Raw genomic sequence first — 17,230 nt, forward strand, 5'->3', positions numbered from 1 at the left:
ATCACCGTCGCAGAGCTCACTGCGGAGCCTTGATCATGTAGCCGACGCCCCGGACGGTGTGCAGCAGCGGTGTGCGGCCGGCATCGATCTTCTTGCGCAGGTAGGAGATGTACAGCTCGACGACCGACGACTTGCCGCCGAAGTCGTAGCTCCACACCCGGTCGAGGATCTGCGCCTTCGAGAGCACACGGCGTTCGTTGCGCATCAGATAGCGCAGCAACTCGAACTCGGTCGCGGTGAGCTCGATCTCGGTGCCGTCGCGCACGACCTCGTGGCTGTCCTCGTTCAGGGTGAGGTCGGCGACGCGCAGGATCGACTGCCCGTCGTCGGCCGTGGCGTGACCGGTGCGCCGGATGATCGCGCGCAGGCGGGCGATCACCTCTTCCAGGCTGAACGGCTTCGTGACATAGTCGTCGCCGCCCGCGGTGAGCCCGGCGACGCGATCGCCCACGGCGTCCTTCGCGGTGAGGAAGAGCACGGGGACGAGGTTGCCGGACTCGCGGAGCCGCTTGAGCACGGACATCCCGTCGAGATCGGGCATCATGATGTCGAGCACCAGCGCGTCGGGCTCGAACTCGCGCGCCACCTGGAGGGCTTCCATCCCGGACGAGGCCGTGCGCACCTCCCAACCCTCCATGCGCAGGGCCATGGCGAGGAGATCGGTGAGCATCTGCTCGTCGTCGACGGCGAGGATGCGCAGGGGGGAGCCGTCGGGGCGGCGCAGTTCGGGCAGGTCGCTGGTCATGTCCCTATTCTGCGGAATCTCCTATGCGATTTCTATGGAGAATACTATGTGTTCTCTGAGAGATGCCGCGTCGCGAGGAGATGACGCGCTCACGCGATGCGCTCGTCGGGAAGCGCGAGGAAATCCATGCCGTCCTGCAGGGCGAGTCGGTCGGACAGCACGCCGACCGGTCCGTCGAGGTGACCGCCTGCGCGCACCCCGAGCCTCTTGGGGCCCGACAGTGCGTGATAGACCGCGAACTGTCCGCGCGGGTCCACCGCGGGGTCGAGCACCGCCGCGCTGACGTGCACGGGTATGCGCAGGCGCCGTGCGGCGGTCGCCGCATCGAAGTAGTCGAGCACCGGCCGCACCTCCGGGTGGTGACGGAGGTGCTGGCGAACGGCCTCTCCGCTCCCGGTGCAGTGCCGCGAGAGGCGCACATCGTGGTTCCCGAAGCTCGGCACGTCGAGAGCCGCACGGCGGAACCGGGCATCCCAGGGGAGCGCCAGGGCGCCGATGCCACCGCCGAAGCTGCCGCCGCTGAAGTCGAGAGCTGTCGCCGCCGACGGCGCCATCTCGAGGAGGACCGTCGCCGCCCGCCAGATGTCGGCTGCGCTGAACCGATGCGAGTACGTGTCGCGGTGTGCGATTCCGGCCAGCACGTGTTCGTCGGGCGAGGCGGGGAAGCGGCTGGCGGTGCCGACGTGCGTCCCGGGGGCGACGGGGAAGATCGCCGCGGTGCCGGCGGGCACCCGTTCGATGTCCGGTCCGGTCCGACCGCCGTATCCATGTCCGACGACGAGGCCGCTGCGGACGTCGGCGGTGGCGTGCGGCAGCATCACGAAGGCGGTGGCGTCTTCCCCGGCCGAGGAGCGGAAGCGGATCTCCGTCACGCGATGCGTCGCGGTCGCGGGGTGCTCCAGTGCGACCTTCCACGCCACCGGTCCGACGCCGAACTCCTGGAATGTCGCCTGCCAGAAGTCGTCGAAGTCCTCGGGCTCGTCCGGCGATGCGAGCGGCGTGAGCAGGGCGCCCAGCGAGTACTCGGTCATCTCCTCGGGAGGATTGTGGGTCACCGCGGGCGTCCTTTCGAGATGGTCTGCCTCGATGACGCTACCGGCGCCGACAGGGGGAGAAGCGCGCGTGATCGGCGAGGCGGATCCATTGACATGATCGCATATGAATTGCATTATGTGCATCATGGATTCAATAGCTGGCGACGGAGCCGAAGACCATCCCCTGCTGTGGAGCCGCCGCTCCGTGCTGCGCATGCTCGTGATCGCCGGTGTGCTTCCTCCGGTGCTGGGCTCGCCCTACGGCTCGGCCCCCGCCGCCGCGACAGAACTCACGACGTCGGGAGGGGTCTACGCCGATGCCCTCCGTCGCCTGGACAAGCCGAACCTGGCATTCACCCAGGTCGCACAGCTGGTCGGGGACGACCGCCGCATGACGTTCTTCCAGGCCACCTGGGATGGCGGGGCGACCATCGTGCGCGATCTCGAGGTCAAGCGCAACGGCGGCTGGCTGGCGATCACCGATCCCGCCCATCGGTTCGACGAGCAGTGGCTGGTGCTGGAGGGGACGCTGCCGTCGGGGAGCGCGCCGGAGCTGTACGGACCGCTCACGCCCAGCTGGCTCGGATTCACCTCGTTCCAGGTGCTCGGGCCGCAGGCGATCGAGCTGACCACGAGCACCGACGATGTCGACCTGGTCGTGCGGTGGCGCCTGGAGGGCGCCCATCCTGAAGCGCACTACGTGGTCACGGCCAAGACCGCGGGGGACTACATCGTCGGCTATCAGAGCCAGGACACGAAGTCGCTCGACGACCTCGACGAGGTGCTGTGCGGTTCGTACCAGCACGCGCTCTCGGTGCTCGACGGTTCCGCGCCCCTGGGAGCGTGGGAGCTCTTCGCCCCGATGGCGCTGACGCAGTATTCCGTGGGCGACGTCGCCGTCACCTCGGGTGTGTACCTGCCGTCGGAGGTGGCCGAGTTCGTGCACGAACGGCAGCTCATGTCGGATCGGCAGCCGTACGGCATGAGCCTGCGCAACGACAGCCTCGACATCGTGCCGTCCATGTACTCGCCGCAGCCCGGGCTGCGCACGGCCATGACGGTCGGACAGCAGCGCGGCTTCGCCTTCGGCATCGCCGCTCGAGCCGACACCCTGTACGGCACGTACACGCAACTGTGCCGGAACGAGTACGGCCTCACCGCGTATCGGCGCAATGTGTACGACCGATCGCTGACCGACGCGGTGCACGCGATGACCGCCCTGATCGCGGTCGAGCCGAGCGGCGACGATTCCGTCGACTACGTGCCGTCGTACTCGGGCTGGTGGAACCGCGCCAAGGGATTCGTCGACGTCGAGAACGAGGATGCGGTCCGCACGGCGGCCAGCGGAGTCGTGCTCGCCGCGCACTACCTGACCGGGACCGCCGACAGCACGCTCTACGACCGTCGTGCGCGTCCGCTCGTGGAGTACCAGCTCTCCCGCAAGGGCATCGGGCACACGCCGATGATCGGCAGCCCGGTGTACAACGACAAGACGCAGTACCGGATCGGGAAGATCCCCACCGATGCCGTGAACCTCGCGTCGCTCTACCAGCTCACGCACGGCCGCAACGCCGGCATCCAGCGGCTTGCGGTGCAGGCGACCAAGGCGGGCGTGGTCGGGCAGAGCAGGGCGCCGTTCTCGAACGCGCTGGCGACCTACCGCGTCACGGGGGATCCCGCCTATCTGGCGGAGGCGACGCTGATCGCCCGGAGGTATGCGCAGGAGCAGATCCTCACGCCGTATCGCAGCAACGGCCAACCGCCGGGAGGCTTCGCCTACAGCTTCTCGAAGTACTGGGTCGACCTTCTGGAGATGTTCGAGGCGACGGGCGAGACCGAGTTCCTCGACGGGGCATATCGCGAGGTGCAACGGTTCATCACGCAGACGGCGGTGCGCCCGGTTCCCGACACGAACGTCACGGTCCCGGTCGGAGCCGTCATCAAGCAGCAGTACGACTGGGAGTCGCGTTCGTCGCTCCCGTCCTACCCGACGACGAACGTTCCGACGGAGACGGTGCCGGCCTGGTACGTCTCGCCCTCCGGCCTGACGTTCGAGGCGCTGTCGTCGTTCAAGCTCGGCGTCAGCACCCTGACCAACCCGGGCGGCGGCTACGTGTTCAACCCGTGCTGGGCCGGAGCTCTGCTGCGGCTGGCGCATCATACCGGAGACGAGCTGCTCGCCGACATCGCGCATAACATGGTGATCGGACGGTTCACCACGTATCCCGGCTACTACGGGCGGCAGTTCCAGGTCGCGCACATGAAGCCCGACTTCGCGACGAGCGGTCCGGTGGGGATCACGGGGTACTACTTCCACCACGCGCCCGCCCAGCTCGGACTCGCGATGGACTACCTGATCAGTGAGAGCTTCTACCGCAGCGCCGGCGCGATCGAGTTCCCGCACGTGTTCGAGGCCGACTTCGCCTACTTCAAGTTCTTCGCCTACGGTCATGCGCCGGGAACGTTCTTCGGCGAGGACGGCGTGTGGCCGTACTTCCCCGAGGGGCTCATCGGGGTCGACAACCCTCTGGTCAACTGGATCGGCGGCGTCGGCAACGGTGCCCTGTACGTGAGCCTCACCAACTCCGCGGGCACCGCGCAGCAGGTGCTCGTCGACCTCTCCACCGATCTCACCGGCCTGCCCCGCAGCTCGTCGACCGCGGTCGAGGTGGTCGCCGCGAACGGCGCCCGCTCGACCTCGGCGGCCCAGAACGGTCGCGTCACCGTCACGGTGCCCGCACGCGGACTGCTGGCCCTGGTGGTGCGGAACGTCACGGTGCAGCGGCCGGGGCTGCCGTTCGATGACGTCGTCGATCACGGGCGCGACAGCTTCCACGAGATCGACTCCGACCCCGCCACCGAGTACGGGGTCGCGCGCGGGATGCTTCTGGTGCGTCCCGACGGGCAGGGGTACGACGCCTACGTGCAGATCGACACCGAGCAGCAGGCCACGCTGTCGTACCGCATCGGTGCGCAGGCGGTGCAGCAGGCTCCGCAGAAGGCGTACCCGTTCGAGTGGACGATCCCCGTCGACGACCTCACCAAGACGTTCCGGTACACGATCGCCTCCGGGGGCACGACCACGCCCGAGGTCACCCTCCAGCTGCCGTCGCGGATCAGCGGGGCCAACCCCGGGCTGGCGGGCGATGTGATCGCGCAGGCGACCGGAACCGCCGGAGACCGGGTTCCCTTGATCATCGAAGTGCGCAATGCGACCGACGACCCCGTCACCGGCACCGTGGCTGTGACCCTGCCGTCTGGCTGGAGCCTCGACGGTGCCGTCCCGGCGATCTCCGTTCCCGCGCAGGGCTCCGCGCGGGTCGAGTCCGCGGCCGTCATCGCGACCGCAGCGGCGCTCGGCGAGGTCGAGGTGAAGGCGAAGCTGTCGGTCGCCGGCGAGGACCCCGTGACGCTGCGCCCCGCCGCGATCGAGGTGATCGACCGTCGCCGCCTGGTGTCGCTCACCTCGGACGTCGAGATCGTCAGCGGTCCCGGCGCGGTCGCGAAGCTGACGGCACTCGTCATCAACACCGGGGTCACCCCGCTGCAGGGCACGCTCGCGCTCTACGGCCTCACCGGGTGGAGCGTCGGGCAGCAGAGTGCGACGATCACGGTGCCGCCGAGGTCGGATCTGACCCACACCTGGACGGTGACGGCAGGGGCCGGCGTCGCGCCGGGATCGTCGACCCGATTCGAGGCGCGCCTGGACCAGACTCTGCGACGCGGAGTGCTCGTGCGCGTCGCCGATGAGGGCGTGATCGCACACACGCAGTCGCCGTGGCCGGGCTACCTGGAATCGGGCAACTGGTACCCCAGTGGACTCTCCGGCTGGAACGGCACGCGCACGCGCTACAGCGACTCCGACTCCGTGGGCAGCACCGTGACGTGGAACGTCGACCTTCCGCAGGCGGGGCTCTACCGCGTCTCGGTCTGGTACCCGACGAACCCCACGACCACGACCGCGGCCGCCTACGTCGTCGAGCATCAGAACGGCAGCTCCGAGGTGATCGTGGATCAGACCCAGGGCGCGGCAGCGTGGCGATCGCTGGGTTCGTTCCGCTACGCGGCCGGTGCGACCGGAACAGTGCGGCTCGAGGTCCGCAACACCAGCATCCACCGCGTCAGCGCGGCGCAGTTCGTGCGCATCGGGGACTGACATGACGAAAGGGGTGGGCCGGCCGGAGAGATCCGGCCGGCCCACCCCTTCGTGGTGGGTGCGGAGGGGCGTCAGTGCCGCACGTACTCCTTGATCGCGTCCTCGTCGACGGTCACGCCGAGGCCGGGACCGGTCGGGACCAGGAACCCGCCGTCGGCACGCACCTCGAGCGGTGTCGTGAGCAGGCGGTTGGCGACCGGGAGCGTGAACGGCTGGTACTCGAACGCGAGGAGCGAGGCGGCGCTCGCCGCGACGTGCACACCGGCGGCCATCGCGATGCCGAAGGCCGCGGAGTGGTGAGGCGCGACCTGCACGTGGAACGCATCGGCGACAGCCGCGATCGCGAGGCCCTCGGTGATGCCCGTGCGGCCGATGTCGGGCTGCGTGAGGCCGACAGCGCGGCGGGTGAGCCAGTCGGTGAACTCGAAGCGGCTGCGCATCGCCTCGCCGACCGCGATCGGCGTGGCGAGCGCGGTCGCGAGGTCGCGGTGGCCCTCCACGTCTTCGGGAGCCAACGGTGCTTCGAAGAACCACGCCCTCCGGTCGTCGAGCTCCCGACCGAGGGCCCGCGCCTCGCCGAGCCGGTAGGTCCAGTGCGCGTCGAGCGCGACGTCGAGGTCGGGGTGCACACCCCGGACCGCGTCGTAGGTGGCGAGGTCGGTGCGGATGTCGACGCCGAGGTGCAGCTTGATGCGGCGCACGCCGCTCTCGACGAGCTCGGCCGCCTTCTCCGCCCGCTCGACGTCGTCGACACCGCGGATCCCGGAGACATAGGTCGGCAGCACTTCGTGGAAGCGTCCCCCGGCGAGCTCGGAGACCGAGAGGCCGGTCGCATGGCCCCAGAGATCCCACAGGGCGATGTCGACGGCTGCCATGGCGTCGGCCTGGTGGCCGGTGAGGTGCCCGCGCTCGCGCATCGACTCGGTCATGCGGTGCCAGAGCGTGCGCACCGAGCGTGGGTCCTCACCGAGGATGAGGGGGGTGAGCAGGTTGTCGACGATCGCCGCGGCGACGACGGGAGCGACCGGTGCCAGCGCCTCGCCCCAACCCACGAGACCCTCGTCGGTCTCGATCTTCACCAGCAGGGTCTCGTAGCCGGGGGAGTAGAGGCTCCGCCACGGCGGGCGGATCACGTAGCCGCGGTGGTCGACTGCGGTGTCGCCGGCGTAGGAGTTGTTCGCCTCCTCCTTCGACAGGTAGAGGGGGAAGGTCTGGACGCGCGTGATTCTCACAGGGGTCTCCAAAGACATCGAGGGGCGAGCGGCCGGCGGCTGGTGCCGCGGTCAGGGATCAGGATCGGATCAGGGGGCCGCGTCGCGGCGGAGGAGTCAGAGCGCGGCGAAGGCCGACGCGGTGCGGGACGGGCTGTAGCCGAGAGCCACGGAGATCTCGTCGGCGGCTTCGATCAGCTGCAGCGCGAGTTCCTGGTGCGGGGCGTGCAGGTCGAGCACCGAGAGGGGACCGCTCGCGGAGAGCCCGGCGACGATCTCACCCGCGCGGTTGCGGATGGGGGCGGCGATGCACGCGCGTCCGAAGGCGAGCTCCTCGATCTCGGTCGCATAGCCCCGGCTGCGGGTCTCGTCGAGGGCGAGCTGCATGGCTGCACGGTCGACGATCGTATGAGGGGTGAAGCGCTGAGGCGTCTGGGCGAAGTACTCGTCCACCTGCTCATCGGTCATGCCGGAGAGCAGGGCCTTGCCGAGGCCGGTGGCGTGCAGAGGGCCGGTGCGTCCGGCCATCGCGAAGGACTTGGGCGCGAGCGCGCCTTCGAAGTTGCAGAGGTAGGTGAAGGTGAAGCCGCTGAGCTCGGCGACGTTCACGCCGATCTCGATCTTGCGGGCGAGGTTCTGGGCGATCTGCCGCGACGCGCGGAAGATGGGGGAGCCGTTGAGGGCGATCGTGCCGAGCGCCACGGCTGCCGGTCCCAGGCGGTAGAGGCCGGTGCGGGCGTCCTGCACCACGAACTTCATGCGGTCGAGTGCCGACATCATGCGCGAGACGGTGGACTGGCCGAGCCCGGTGAGCGTGCAGAGCTCGGAGACCCTCAGCTCGCCGGACTCCTCGGTGAAGCATGCGAGCAACGACATCGCCCGTTCGACGGTCTGGGTGCCGCCCACCGATTCCGATGCCATGGTCACTCCTCCTCAGTACTGCCGCCGCGGATGCGACGCTGCGGCTGGTCGCCGCTGCCAGTCATCTTATGCAGTGAAATGGCTTCGAGCAACACAAATGTGGGTGTCTTATGCATTTTGTGGATTTCGCATCCGCATTGTGGTTAACTGGCCGCACGTCGACGTTGACGACTGTGACGACGACGCGCAGGGCCCCCGGGGGTCGTCTCTACTGGAAAGTGACTGCAATGCAACAAGCCATACTCGAGCGGCCCGCGGAGAGCGAGCAGAAGGCCGTCGAGCCACGCTCCGGGCGACGCTCCACGCTGGGCGCGAAGGATCGCACCTTCGGTTTCATGATCGCACTTCCTGCGGTCCTTCTGTTCCTCGTGATCGCGATCTTCCCCCTCGTGTCGAGCATCTTCACGAGCCTGTTCGATCAATCGCTCCTGCGTCCCGAGCGCACCTTCGTGGGTCTGGACAACTATGCGGCCGTGTGGGAGGAGTTCTTCGCCCGGCTCGGCACGACCCTTGTGTTCGCGTCGCTCTCCACGGTCTTCCCCCTCGTGCTCGGTGTGGCCCTCGCCCTGTTGCTGAACGCCCGCATGCGCGGACGCAACATCCTGCGCGGCGCTCTCATGCTGCCCTGGCTGCTCCCCGGCGTGGTCGTCTCCTTCCTCTGGGCCTGGATCTTCAACGACAGCTACGGCGTCGTCAACCACGTGCTCTCGGTCTTCGGCCTGCCGGAGGTCAGCATGCTCGGCACCCCGACCGGCGCGATGGCCGCCGTGGTCATCGCCAAGACCTGGCACTCGTTCCCGTGGATCATGGTCGTCGCCCTCGCGGTGCTCCAGACCCTCCCGAGCGAGCAGATCGAGGCGGCCACGATCGACGGTGCGACGCGTGCGCAGCGGTTCCGCCACATCTCGCTGCCGCACATCGCCGGCCCGGTCACCCTCGTCGCGGTGCTCGAGTTCATCTACAACTTCGGCAACTTCGACACGATCTTCGTCATGACCGGCGGCGGGCCCGGCAATTCGACCACGACGCTCGCGGTCAGCCTCTACGACCTGGCCTTCGGCAGCTACGAGCTCGGCAAGGCCTCGGCCATGGGCACGCTCTGGCTCGTCCTGCTCGCGATCATCACGACCGGATACCTGTTCCTCAACCGACGGCTGGAGAAGTGATGCGCCGTAGTCGCGATGTGGGGGAGTCGATCATCCGCCCCCACCTGTCCATCCCGGGGCGCGTGCTGCTCCTGCTCCTCGCTCTGTTCGGCCTGCTGCCGGTGTACTGGCTCACGGCGACTGCCTTCACGAAGAAGGAGGACGTCTTCTCCCTGGACCGTCCGTTCTTCCCGGTCGACCCGACTTTCGAGAACTTCGTCGGCTTCTTCCAGAACGACCTGCTGCTGAAGAACCTGATGAACAGCATCATCGTCTCCACCGGAACCGCCCTGCTCGCGGTCCTGGTCGGCGGCCTGATGGCGTACTCGCTATCGAAATTCCGCTACCGCGGCCGGAACGCCGTCATGTTCATGTTCCTCATCGGCCAGCTGATCCCCGGCGCCCTTCTGCTCATCTCGCTGTACTTGATGCTGAGCTCGGCCGGGCTGCTGTACACCTACACTGCGCTGATCATCTCGTTCACGACGTTCACACTGCCGCTCGCGGTGTTCCTGTTGAAGGGCATCATCGACGCCCTCCCCGACGACATCATCGAGGCGGCGAAGGTCGATGGCCTGTCGCGCACGGGCACGATGTTCCGCATCGTGTTCCCGCTCGTGGTCCCCGGTCTCATCACCGCGGGCATGTTCGCGTTCATGCGCGGCTGGAGCGATCTGCTCTTCGCCCTCACGCTCGCCGGCCCCGACAAGCAGACTCTGCCCGCCGGACTCACCCAGGCGTTCATCCGCGAGGGCACGGCCGACTGGCCGGCACTCATGGCGGCGTCCCTCATCACCTCCCTCCCGCTCGTCATCATCTTCATCCTCCTGCAGCGCTACTTCGTCTCCGGCCTCGCCGCCGGAGCGGTCAAGGGCTAGCGATGCACCGCAGAACAGCTCGTCCCCCTCATCCCGAAGGAGCAGTCTCATGAACATCTCGAACTCGCAGCTGAGCCGCCGAGCCTTCCTCGGAGGCGGCACGGTCCTCGCCGCGTTCGGCGCTCTCGCGCTCGCCGGCTGTGCCACTCCCGCCGCCCCCGGCACCGGTGCCGGAGCCACGGCCGCCGGGGCCACGAAGGCCAAGACCATCAACTTCTACGGCAACTCGCTCGGCGAGGAGGCCCTGAAGTCGGCATGGCAGGGCATCCTCGACGGATTCTCGAAGCAGGAGGGCGTCAAGGTCGCCCCCGTGATCTACCCGTACGATCAGGCGGCCACCCAGCTGGCGCTGACCGGACGCTCCGGCAACCTCATGGGCGTCGGACAGTCGGGCGGGTGGCAGGTGCTCACCCCCATGAACGTGCTCGCCGACCTCTCCGACCTCGCGAAGGGGCTCGGCATCCCGCAGGGTGTGCTCGACTCGTACACGATGGACGGCAAGCTGCTCGTGCTGCCCCTGACGGCCGCCGGCATCGGCATCATCACCAACGGAGAGATCGCGAAGAGCGTCGGCATCAAGTCGGGCATGACCGTGGAGCAGTTCGCCACGGCGCTCGAGAAGATCAAGAAGCAGGACTCCTCGCTGATCCCGTACGCCGCCGTCACCAAGAACCCCGACCTCAAGGACGCCGTCCCGTGGATGTGGGGCTTCGGCAGCGACGTCGTCACCGACGATCTGAAGTGCACCCTGGGCGACGCCGAGAGCGTCAAGGCCGTCACCTGGTACAAGTCCCTGCAGGACGCAGGGCTGACGCAGACGAACGTGGCGCGCAGCGATGCCCGCATCCTGTTCGCGAGCGGACGGGCGGCCCTGTACGACGACGCCCCGCTCGCATCGACCTTCGTCAAGACGAACGGTGCCGCCCAGAACATCATCGACAACATCGGCGCGATCTCGCGTCCGACCGCCGGGGGCAAGGACTCCTTCAACCGGGCCTGGGGCAGCGGTGTCTTCGCGACGGCGGGCGAGGGAGAGCTCACGAGCCGTGACTTCATCCTCTACGCCGCGACCAATGTCGAAGCGGCGACCGCGCTGTACGAGAACTCCGCGGTGGCACCTGCCGCCAAGAGCGTCGCCGACAAGATCCCGGCCCTCGCGGCAGACAAGTTCCAGGGCGCGTTCCGCACCGAGGTCTCCGAGCACGCCCGTGGCGCCGCCTGGGACCGCGTCGCGGTCACCGCGCAGATCGATGCGGCCATCGGAGCGGGGGTCGCGACGATCCTCGCCGGTCAGGTCGAGGTGCAGGCCGGCCTCAACGCGCTGAAGAAGGAAGTGCAGGGTCTGCTCGACGCGAACGCCTGAGCGGATCGCAGAGTCAGAAGGCCGCGTCCCGATGGGGACGCGGCCTTCTTCGTGGGAACGAGCGGCTCAGAGCCAGCGTTCCCGCAGCACCGGCTTCAGCCAGGCGGCGGGCGAGGAGATCGACAGACCGCCGTCGACGGCGATCGAGGTGCCGGTGACGAAGGATGCGGCGTCGGAGGCGAGGAACGCCACGACCGAAGCCACCTCCTCCGGGCGCCCGATGCGCCCGAGCGGGTAGCCCTCGCTCTCTCCGGTGTCGACGGCCGAGATGCTGCCAGGCTGCACGGCGTTGACGCGGATGCCGCGGGGGCCGTAGTCGAGGGCGAGCTGGCGGATGAGGCCGTCCACACCGGCCTTCGCGGCCGCATAGGCCGGGAGGGCAGGAGCCGCGAGGGACGAGTTGACCGAGGTCACCGCGACGATCGACGACCCCGATGCGAGGCGGGGGAGAGCGGCTCGTGCCACGAAGAACGCCGAGTCGAGCGTGGCGCCGAGCGCGCCGCGCCAGTCTTCGTCGCTCGTCGCCTCCGCGCGGGCGATCGGCATGCGGCCGGCCGCGAGCACGACGACGTCGAGTCGGCCGAGCGCCTGCTCCGCATCCGCGACGGCGCGGTCGGCGGCCTCCGGTCGGCTGCAGTCCGCGACGAGGTACCGCTCGAAGACGGGATCGTCGGAGTCTTCGAGCCCCACCCCGACGACGGCGTCTCCACCGTCGACGAAGGCGCGGGCGATCGCGAGACCGATGTCGGAACTGCCGCCGATCAGCAGCACGCCGCGGCGGGTCACACGCGCACCGTGGTGGGGATGGGCGGAAGGGCGAGCTCGTCGATGACCAGCTTGACCGATGCACGGCTGCCGGCGTCCAGGCGCGAAGCCGGATAGCGCACCGTCGCGTGGTCGATCACGCCGCGCGCGACGAGGACCTCCTTGTGCACCGCCCACGCGATGCCGCCCTGCAGACCGATCAGCACGAGAGGGAGCATACGACGGAACTCGGCACGGGCTTCGTCGACGCGCCCCTCCGTGAACTGCGCGAGCACCGGACCGAGGAGGTCGGGGAACTCGCAGGCCGGCATCGTGCCGACGGCGCCCCTGGCATACTCCTCCAGGCAGAATTGCGCATTCTGTCCACCGAGCACCGCGAAGTTCGGATCGTCGATCGCCGAGACGACCGCGCCGACCTTGGGCGCGGTCGGCGGGGCTTCGACCTTGACGGAGTCGACGCCCTCGAGGCGGGCGATCTCGGCGATCAGCGCAGGGGCCATCACGACGCCGGTGACGCCGGGGGCATCCTGCACCATGACCGAGAGGGAGGTGGCGTCGGCGACATCTCCGTAGAAGTCGACGAGCGTCCCGGCGGGCGGCTTCACCATGAACGGCGGAAGCACCATGAGGGCATCAGCGCCCCCTTCCTCCGCGAGGAGGGCCTGCTCGATCGAGGTCGCCGTGGACGTGCCGTTGACGCCGGCGATCACGGGCACCCGGCCCTCGACCACACGGACGACATCGTCCAGGATCGTGCGGCGCTCCTCGGTGGTGAGCGCGAAGCCCTCGCTCGCCATTCCGAAGACGGCGACGCCGTCGACTCCGGACGCGAGCTGGAACTCGACCAGTCGGCGCAGGCTCTCGCGGTCGAGGGCACCCGACTCGTCGAAAGGCGTCGCCAGGATGGGCATCAAGCCGTGGAGTGTCGGAGCCATCAGCTGTTTCCCCGCTTCATCATCGTGTATCCACATTTCTCGCAAGTGTTATGCATATTGTGAGATAGTCTGCCACATAACGGTTATGACCTACCAGAGAAGGATGACCCGGATGTCGCACCCTCAGGCCGCCCGCACCGTCGAGATCCTCTCCGACGCCCGCTACGTCCAGGCCGAATCTCCACGCTGGGATGCCCGTGACGGCAGCCTCCTCTGGATCGACATGGCGACGGGTTCGCTGCACCGCGGACGCATCGAGGGCATCACGGTCGTTCCCGAGGCCGCGGTCGTCGTCGGCGCGCAGATCGGTGCCCCGATCCCGCTCGCGCAGCCGGGCACGGGGTGGCTGGTCGGCGTCGACCGCCGCGTCGTCCACGTGAGCGACGATGGCGTCGTCTCGCCGATCACCGACGACATCGCGGGACCCGGCGACTACATGAACGATGGCGGGGGCGATCCGTCCGGGCGCTTCTGGGTGGGGAGCCAGGCCATGCCCCGCGACCCGCACTGCACACTGTGGAGCCTCGGTCCCGACGGGGAGCCCGTCGCGCGCCTCGGCGGCATCACCGTGTCGAACGGCCTCGCCTTCGACCGCACCGGTGCCACGCTCTACTACATCGACACGCTCCCGCATCGCCGCATCGAGGCGTTCGATGTGGCGCCGGACGGAGAGCTCTCGAACCGCCGCACGGTGTGCCGGGTCGAAGGAGGCAACCCCGACGGCATGACGATCGACCTCGACGGCATGCTCTGGGTCGCGGTCTGGGATGCGTCCGAGGTGCGCCGCTACTCGCCGGCCGGGGAGCTCCTGGAGACGATCGTCCTTCCGGCGAAGCGGCCGACAGCCGTGGCTCTGGTCGACCGGCTGCTGGTGATCACCACCGCGAGCATCGGACTGACCGATCCCGCCGACGCCGACGGGGCACTGCTCGGCGTGGAGGTGGAGGTCGGCGGCGCACCCGCGTTCCCATGGCGAGGCGCGGTGCCGGCGACGACGGCGGCCGGTTCGATCGAGGAGGGGGCCTCGTGAGCACCGTGGACAACGCGCAGCTGCAGGAACGCCTGCGCCGCACCCGACTCGTCGCGATCCTGCGGGGGACGGATGTCGACGCCACGGTCGGCGCGGCGCGGACGCTGCTCGCGGCGGGCGTGCTCACCCTCGAGATCGCACTCACCCTGCCTGACGCGGAGGAGGCGATCGCCCAGGTCGTGCATGATGCCCCGGCCGAGGCTCTGATCGGCGCCGGTACCGTCCTCGACGAGGCCGACGTGGAGAGGGCCCTCGCCGCCGGCGCGCAGTTCATGGTGACGCCCACGCTCAGCGCTTCTGTCGCCCATGCGGTCAGCCTGGGCATCGGCGTGCTCCCGGGCGTCTACACGCCCACCGAGATCCAGCGCGGCCACGACCTCGGCAGCGCAGCGGTGAAGCTGTTCCCCGCATCGGCGCTCGGGTCCAGTTTCATCCGCGCCGTCCGCGATCCTTTCCCGCAGGCGCGGATCATCCCCGTGGGAGGGGTGCGCGTCGACACTGTCGCCGAGTACCTCGCCGCCGGGGCGTTCGGCATCGGGGTGGGCGGGCCTCTCGTCGGCGATGCGGCGAGTCCCGGCGGCGATCTCGACGCGCTCGCCGTCCGCGCCGGGGCATTCATGCAGGCCGTGCGCGCCGGGTGACCGGCGCACTCCATAGGTTCCTCATCATCGGCCCCTCGATCTCGCATATGCGCGATTCCTAACGTCGATCTCGCCCCGCGATGGCCGCGGCGGAAGGAGAGAGATGTACGGAACGTATCTGCGGCGCGAACTCGCCGGCCGCAAGAAGCAGACGATGATCGTCGCGATCGGGCTGGCGATCGCGATCGCCCTCGTGATCGTCGTCAACGCCCTCACGGCGGGAGTGCGGGACGCGCAGGCGCAGGCCCTCGCCTCCGTCTACGGCGTCGGCACCGATCTCACCGTGACGGGCGAGCCCGCCGAACCCGGCCAAGGCGAAGGGCCGCGCTTCGACTTCGACGCGGATGCAGGTCAGAGCGACGGCGAGACCACCACGCTCGCGCAGTCCACACTGCGGACCGATTTCCTGCGCGGCACGCTCGACTCATCGGTGCTCGACACCGTCACCGCCACGGACGGGGTCGCCGCGGCATCCGGGGCGCTCAGCCTCACGAACGCCACCTTCTCCGGTGAGGTGCCCAGCGGTGGATTCGCTCCGCAGGACGGCGAGCAGCCGGCCGCGCCCGAGGAGGGGCAGACCGCACCGGACGCCGGACAGGGCGGCGGAGGAGGATCCTTCGGAGTCGACTCCTTCTCCGTGCTCGGCATCGACCCCGCAGCGACCTCGGTCGGTCCGCTCGCGTCGGCCGAGGTGACGGACGGACGCGGGTTCGACGCCGATGATGCCGAGGCGCTCGTCGCCCTCGTCGACAGCACCTACGCGGGTACCGACGAGATCGCGGTGGGAGACACGATCGATGTCGCCGGCTCCGATGTGGAGGTCGTCGGCATCCTCGGTTCGACCTCGGACAGCGCGGATACCGCCGCGAACGTCTATCTGCCGCTGCGCACCGCGCAGACGCTCGCCGGAGTGGACGACGTCATCTCCACCGTCTACGTGCAGGCGGATTCGGCCGATTCGATCGAGGCCGTGCAGTCCGCGTTGGCCGACGCGCTCCCCGATGCGACCGTCACCTCGCAGTCCGAGCTCGCCGCGACCGTCTCCGGTTCGCTCTCCAGCGCGACCGCACTGATCACGAACCTCGGCACCTGGCTCTCGATCATCGTGCTCGCCGTCGCCGTGCTGCTCTCGGTGCTGCTCACCCTGTCGGGCGTCGGGCGTCGCACCAGGGAGTTCGGAACGCTCAAGGCGATCGGCTGGTCGAACGGCAGGGTCGTCCGTCAGGTCGCCGGAGAGTCCATGGTGCAGGGGCTGATCGGGGGAGCGGTCGGCCTCGTCCTGGGTATCGCCGGCATCGTGCTGATCAACGTCCTGAGGCCCACGGTCGCTGCGAGCGGTGCGAGCCAGGGCGCGGGTCCCGGTGCCATCGGCGGGGGCATGGGCGGGGGACCGACCGGAGGTGGAGGGATGCTCCAGACCGCCGCGGCGGATGTCGTGCTCCAGGCGCCGTTCACCCCCGGGGTGCTGGTCGCCGCCGTCGGTCTCGCGGTGCTCGGCGGACTCGTCGCCGGAGCGTTCGGCGGCTGGCGCGCCGCGCGTCTCAGCCCGGCGGAAGCCCTGCGGTCGGTCGCATGATCACCGCACGCGCGGGCGACGTCCGGCACGACCCGCCACCCCCGATCCGAACAACCCGGAAGCCGACGACCCACGAGCAGGAGACGCACATGACCATCGCAGACCTCGATCAGACGGCGCCCCGAGGCGGGCACGAGCAGCCGATCTACCGCGTCACGGGCGTGACCCGGACGTACACGCAGAAGGGGCGCATCGTGAAAGCGCTGACCGGTGTGGACCTCGACATCATGCCCGGCGAGTTCGTCACGATCCAGGGCCCCACCGGCGGCGGCAAGTCCACGCTCCTGCAACTGCTCGGTGCGCTCGACACGCCGACGACGGGTTCCCTCCTGCTCGACGGCCGCGAACTCGCGTCGGCCTCGGCGAAGGAACTCGGACGCCTCAGGGCGGAGGAGCTCGGATTCGTGTTCCAGGGGTTCAATCTGATCCCCACGCTCACGGCCACGGAGAACGTCGACATGGCGCTCGAGCCCCTCGATCTCGACAAGGGAGAGCGGCGCATGAGGGTCGCTGAGGCTCTCGCCCACGTCGGTCTCGACGACAGAGGCGACCATCGGCCCGCTGAGCTCTCCGGGGGTCAGCAGCAACGCGTCGCGATCGCGCGCGCCCTCGTCAAGAGGCCGCGGGTGCTCCTGGCCGACGAGCCGACGGGCAACCTCGATGAGAGCATGCGCGACGAGATCCTGACGCTTCTCGAATCGCTGTGCGCCGAGGGGATCACGATCATCGTGGTGACGCACGACTCGGCGGTGGCGCGACGCGCGACACGGCGTCTGCGCCTCACGAAGGGTGTCGTCCAGGACATCACGAGGTAGGCGGTGGGATGGCAC

General features: G+C 69.1%; 14 protein-coding genes. 8 read left to right on the top strand and 6 right to left on the bottom strand.

Features of this window, described 5'->3' with window-relative positions; all coding sequences use genetic code 11:
* Nucleotides 1-16: 16 nt before the first annotated feature.
* Together ABDC25_RS05340 and ABDC25_RS05345 are read right to left on the bottom strand one after the other, a co-directional pair.
* A complete protein-coding gene (locus ABDC25_RS05340) occupies nt 17-745 on the bottom strand; it encodes a response regulator transcription factor (protein ID WP_017828429.1) in 729 nt (242 codons plus the stop codon).
* An 89-nt stretch (nt 746-834) separates the two neighbouring features.
* The gene (locus ABDC25_RS05345; protein ID WP_347125201.1) at nt 835-1,800 is read right to left on the bottom strand and encodes an acetylxylan esterase; all 966 of its coding nucleotides are present in this window, start codon (nt 1,798-1,800) and stop codon (nt 835-837) included.
* A 124-nt stretch (nt 1,801-1,924) separates the two neighbouring features.
* Here ABDC25_RS05345 and ABDC25_RS05350 point away from each other — a divergent pair, with 124 nt between their 5' ends.
* The gene (locus ABDC25_RS05350; protein WP_347125203.1) at nt 1,925-5,935 is read left to right on the top strand and encodes a hypothetical protein; all 4,011 of its coding nucleotides are present in this window, start codon (nt 1,925-1,927) and stop codon (nt 5,933-5,935) included.
* Nucleotides 5,936-6,006: 71 nt separating this feature from the next.
* Here ABDC25_RS05350 and ABDC25_RS05355 read toward each other — a convergent pair whose 3' ends face one another.
* Together ABDC25_RS05355 and ABDC25_RS05360 are read right to left on the bottom strand one after the other, a co-directional pair.
* On the bottom strand, nt 6,007-7,167 hold the full coding sequence (locus tag ABDC25_RS05355) for a mandelate racemase/muconate lactonizing enzyme family protein (protein ID WP_347125205.1): 1,161 nt from the start codon (nt 7,165-7,167) through the stop codon (nt 6,007-6,009).
* 96 nt (nt 7,168-7,263) lie between these two features.
* Nucleotides 7,264-8,067, bottom strand: a complete 804-nt coding sequence (locus ABDC25_RS05360) for an IclR family transcriptional regulator (protein ID WP_021199741.1) — start codon at nt 8,065-8,067, stop codon at nt 7,264-7,266.
* A gap of 227 nt (nt 8,068-8,294) precedes the next feature.
* Here ABDC25_RS05360 and ABDC25_RS05365 point away from each other — a divergent pair, with 227 nt between their 5' ends.
* From ABDC25_RS05365 to ABDC25_RS05375, 3 genes are read left to right on the top strand one after another with little or no spacing between them, the layout of a single operon-like run.
* The gene (locus tag ABDC25_RS05365; protein WP_021199740.1) at nt 8,295-9,233 is read left to right on the top strand and encodes a sugar ABC transporter permease; all 939 of its coding nucleotides are present in this window, start codon (nt 8,295-8,297) and stop codon (nt 9,231-9,233) included.
* On the top strand, nt 9,233-10,090 hold the full coding sequence (locus ABDC25_RS05370) for a carbohydrate ABC transporter permease (protein ID WP_021199739.1): 858 nt from the start codon (nt 9,233-9,235) through the stop codon (nt 10,088-10,090). The genes ABDC25_RS05365 and ABDC25_RS05370 overlap by 1 nt, the downstream gene beginning before the upstream one ends.
* A gap of 49 nt (nt 10,091-10,139) precedes the next feature.
* The gene (locus tag ABDC25_RS05375; protein WP_021199738.1) at nt 10,140-11,453 is read left to right on the top strand and encodes an extracellular solute-binding protein; all 1,314 of its coding nucleotides are present in this window, start codon (nt 10,140-10,142) and stop codon (nt 11,451-11,453) included.
* A gap of 66 nt (nt 11,454-11,519) precedes the next feature.
* Here the strand turns inward: ABDC25_RS05375 and ABDC25_RS05380 are convergent, their stop codons facing one another.
* Entirely contained in the window at nt 11,520-12,239 is a 720-nt protein-coding gene (locus tag ABDC25_RS05380) for an SDR family oxidoreductase (RefSeq protein WP_029260539.1), read from the bottom strand.
* On the bottom strand, nt 12,236-13,153 hold the full coding sequence (locus ABDC25_RS05385) for a dihydrodipicolinate synthase family protein (RefSeq protein ID WP_029260540.1): 918 nt from the start codon (nt 13,151-13,153) through the stop codon (nt 12,236-12,238). Before ABDC25_RS05385 ends, ABDC25_RS05380 begins: the two co-directional genes overlap by 4 nt.
* Before the next feature lie 112 nt (nt 13,154-13,265).
* Between ABDC25_RS05385 and ABDC25_RS05390 the strand changes: the two genes are divergently transcribed.
* From ABDC25_RS05390 to ABDC25_RS05405, 4 genes are all read left to right on the top strand, one after another.
* Complete coding sequence (locus ABDC25_RS05390; RefSeq protein WP_021199735.1) at nt 13,266-14,183, top strand: SMP-30/gluconolactonase/LRE family protein; 918 nt, start codon at nt 13,266-13,268, stop codon at nt 14,181-14,183.
* Nucleotides 14,180-14,824 (top strand): bifunctional 4-hydroxy-2-oxoglutarate aldolase/2-dehydro-3-deoxy-phosphogluconate aldolase, encoded by a 645-nt coding sequence (locus tag ABDC25_RS05395; RefSeq protein ID WP_235045225.1) that lies wholly within the window; start codon nt 14,180-14,182, stop codon nt 14,822-14,824. Before ABDC25_RS05390 ends, ABDC25_RS05395 begins: the two co-directional genes overlap by 4 nt.
* Before the next feature lie 103 nt (nt 14,825-14,927).
* Entirely contained in the window at nt 14,928-16,400 is a 1,473-nt protein-coding gene (locus ABDC25_RS05400; RefSeq protein ID WP_021199733.1) for an ABC transporter permease, read from the top strand.
* Nucleotides 16,401-16,489: 89 nt separating this feature from the next.
* Entirely contained in the window at nt 16,490-17,215 is a 726-nt protein-coding gene (locus ABDC25_RS05405; RefSeq protein WP_200861065.1) for an ABC transporter ATP-binding protein, read from the top strand.
* The last annotated feature ends 15 nt before the right edge of the window (nt 17,216-17,230 follow it).

Source organism: Microbacterium sp. SY138 (assembly GCF_039729145.1).
GTDB classification, from domain to species: Bacteria; Actinomycetota; Actinomycetes; order Actinomycetales; family Microbacteriaceae; genus Microbacterium; species Microbacterium maritypicum_A.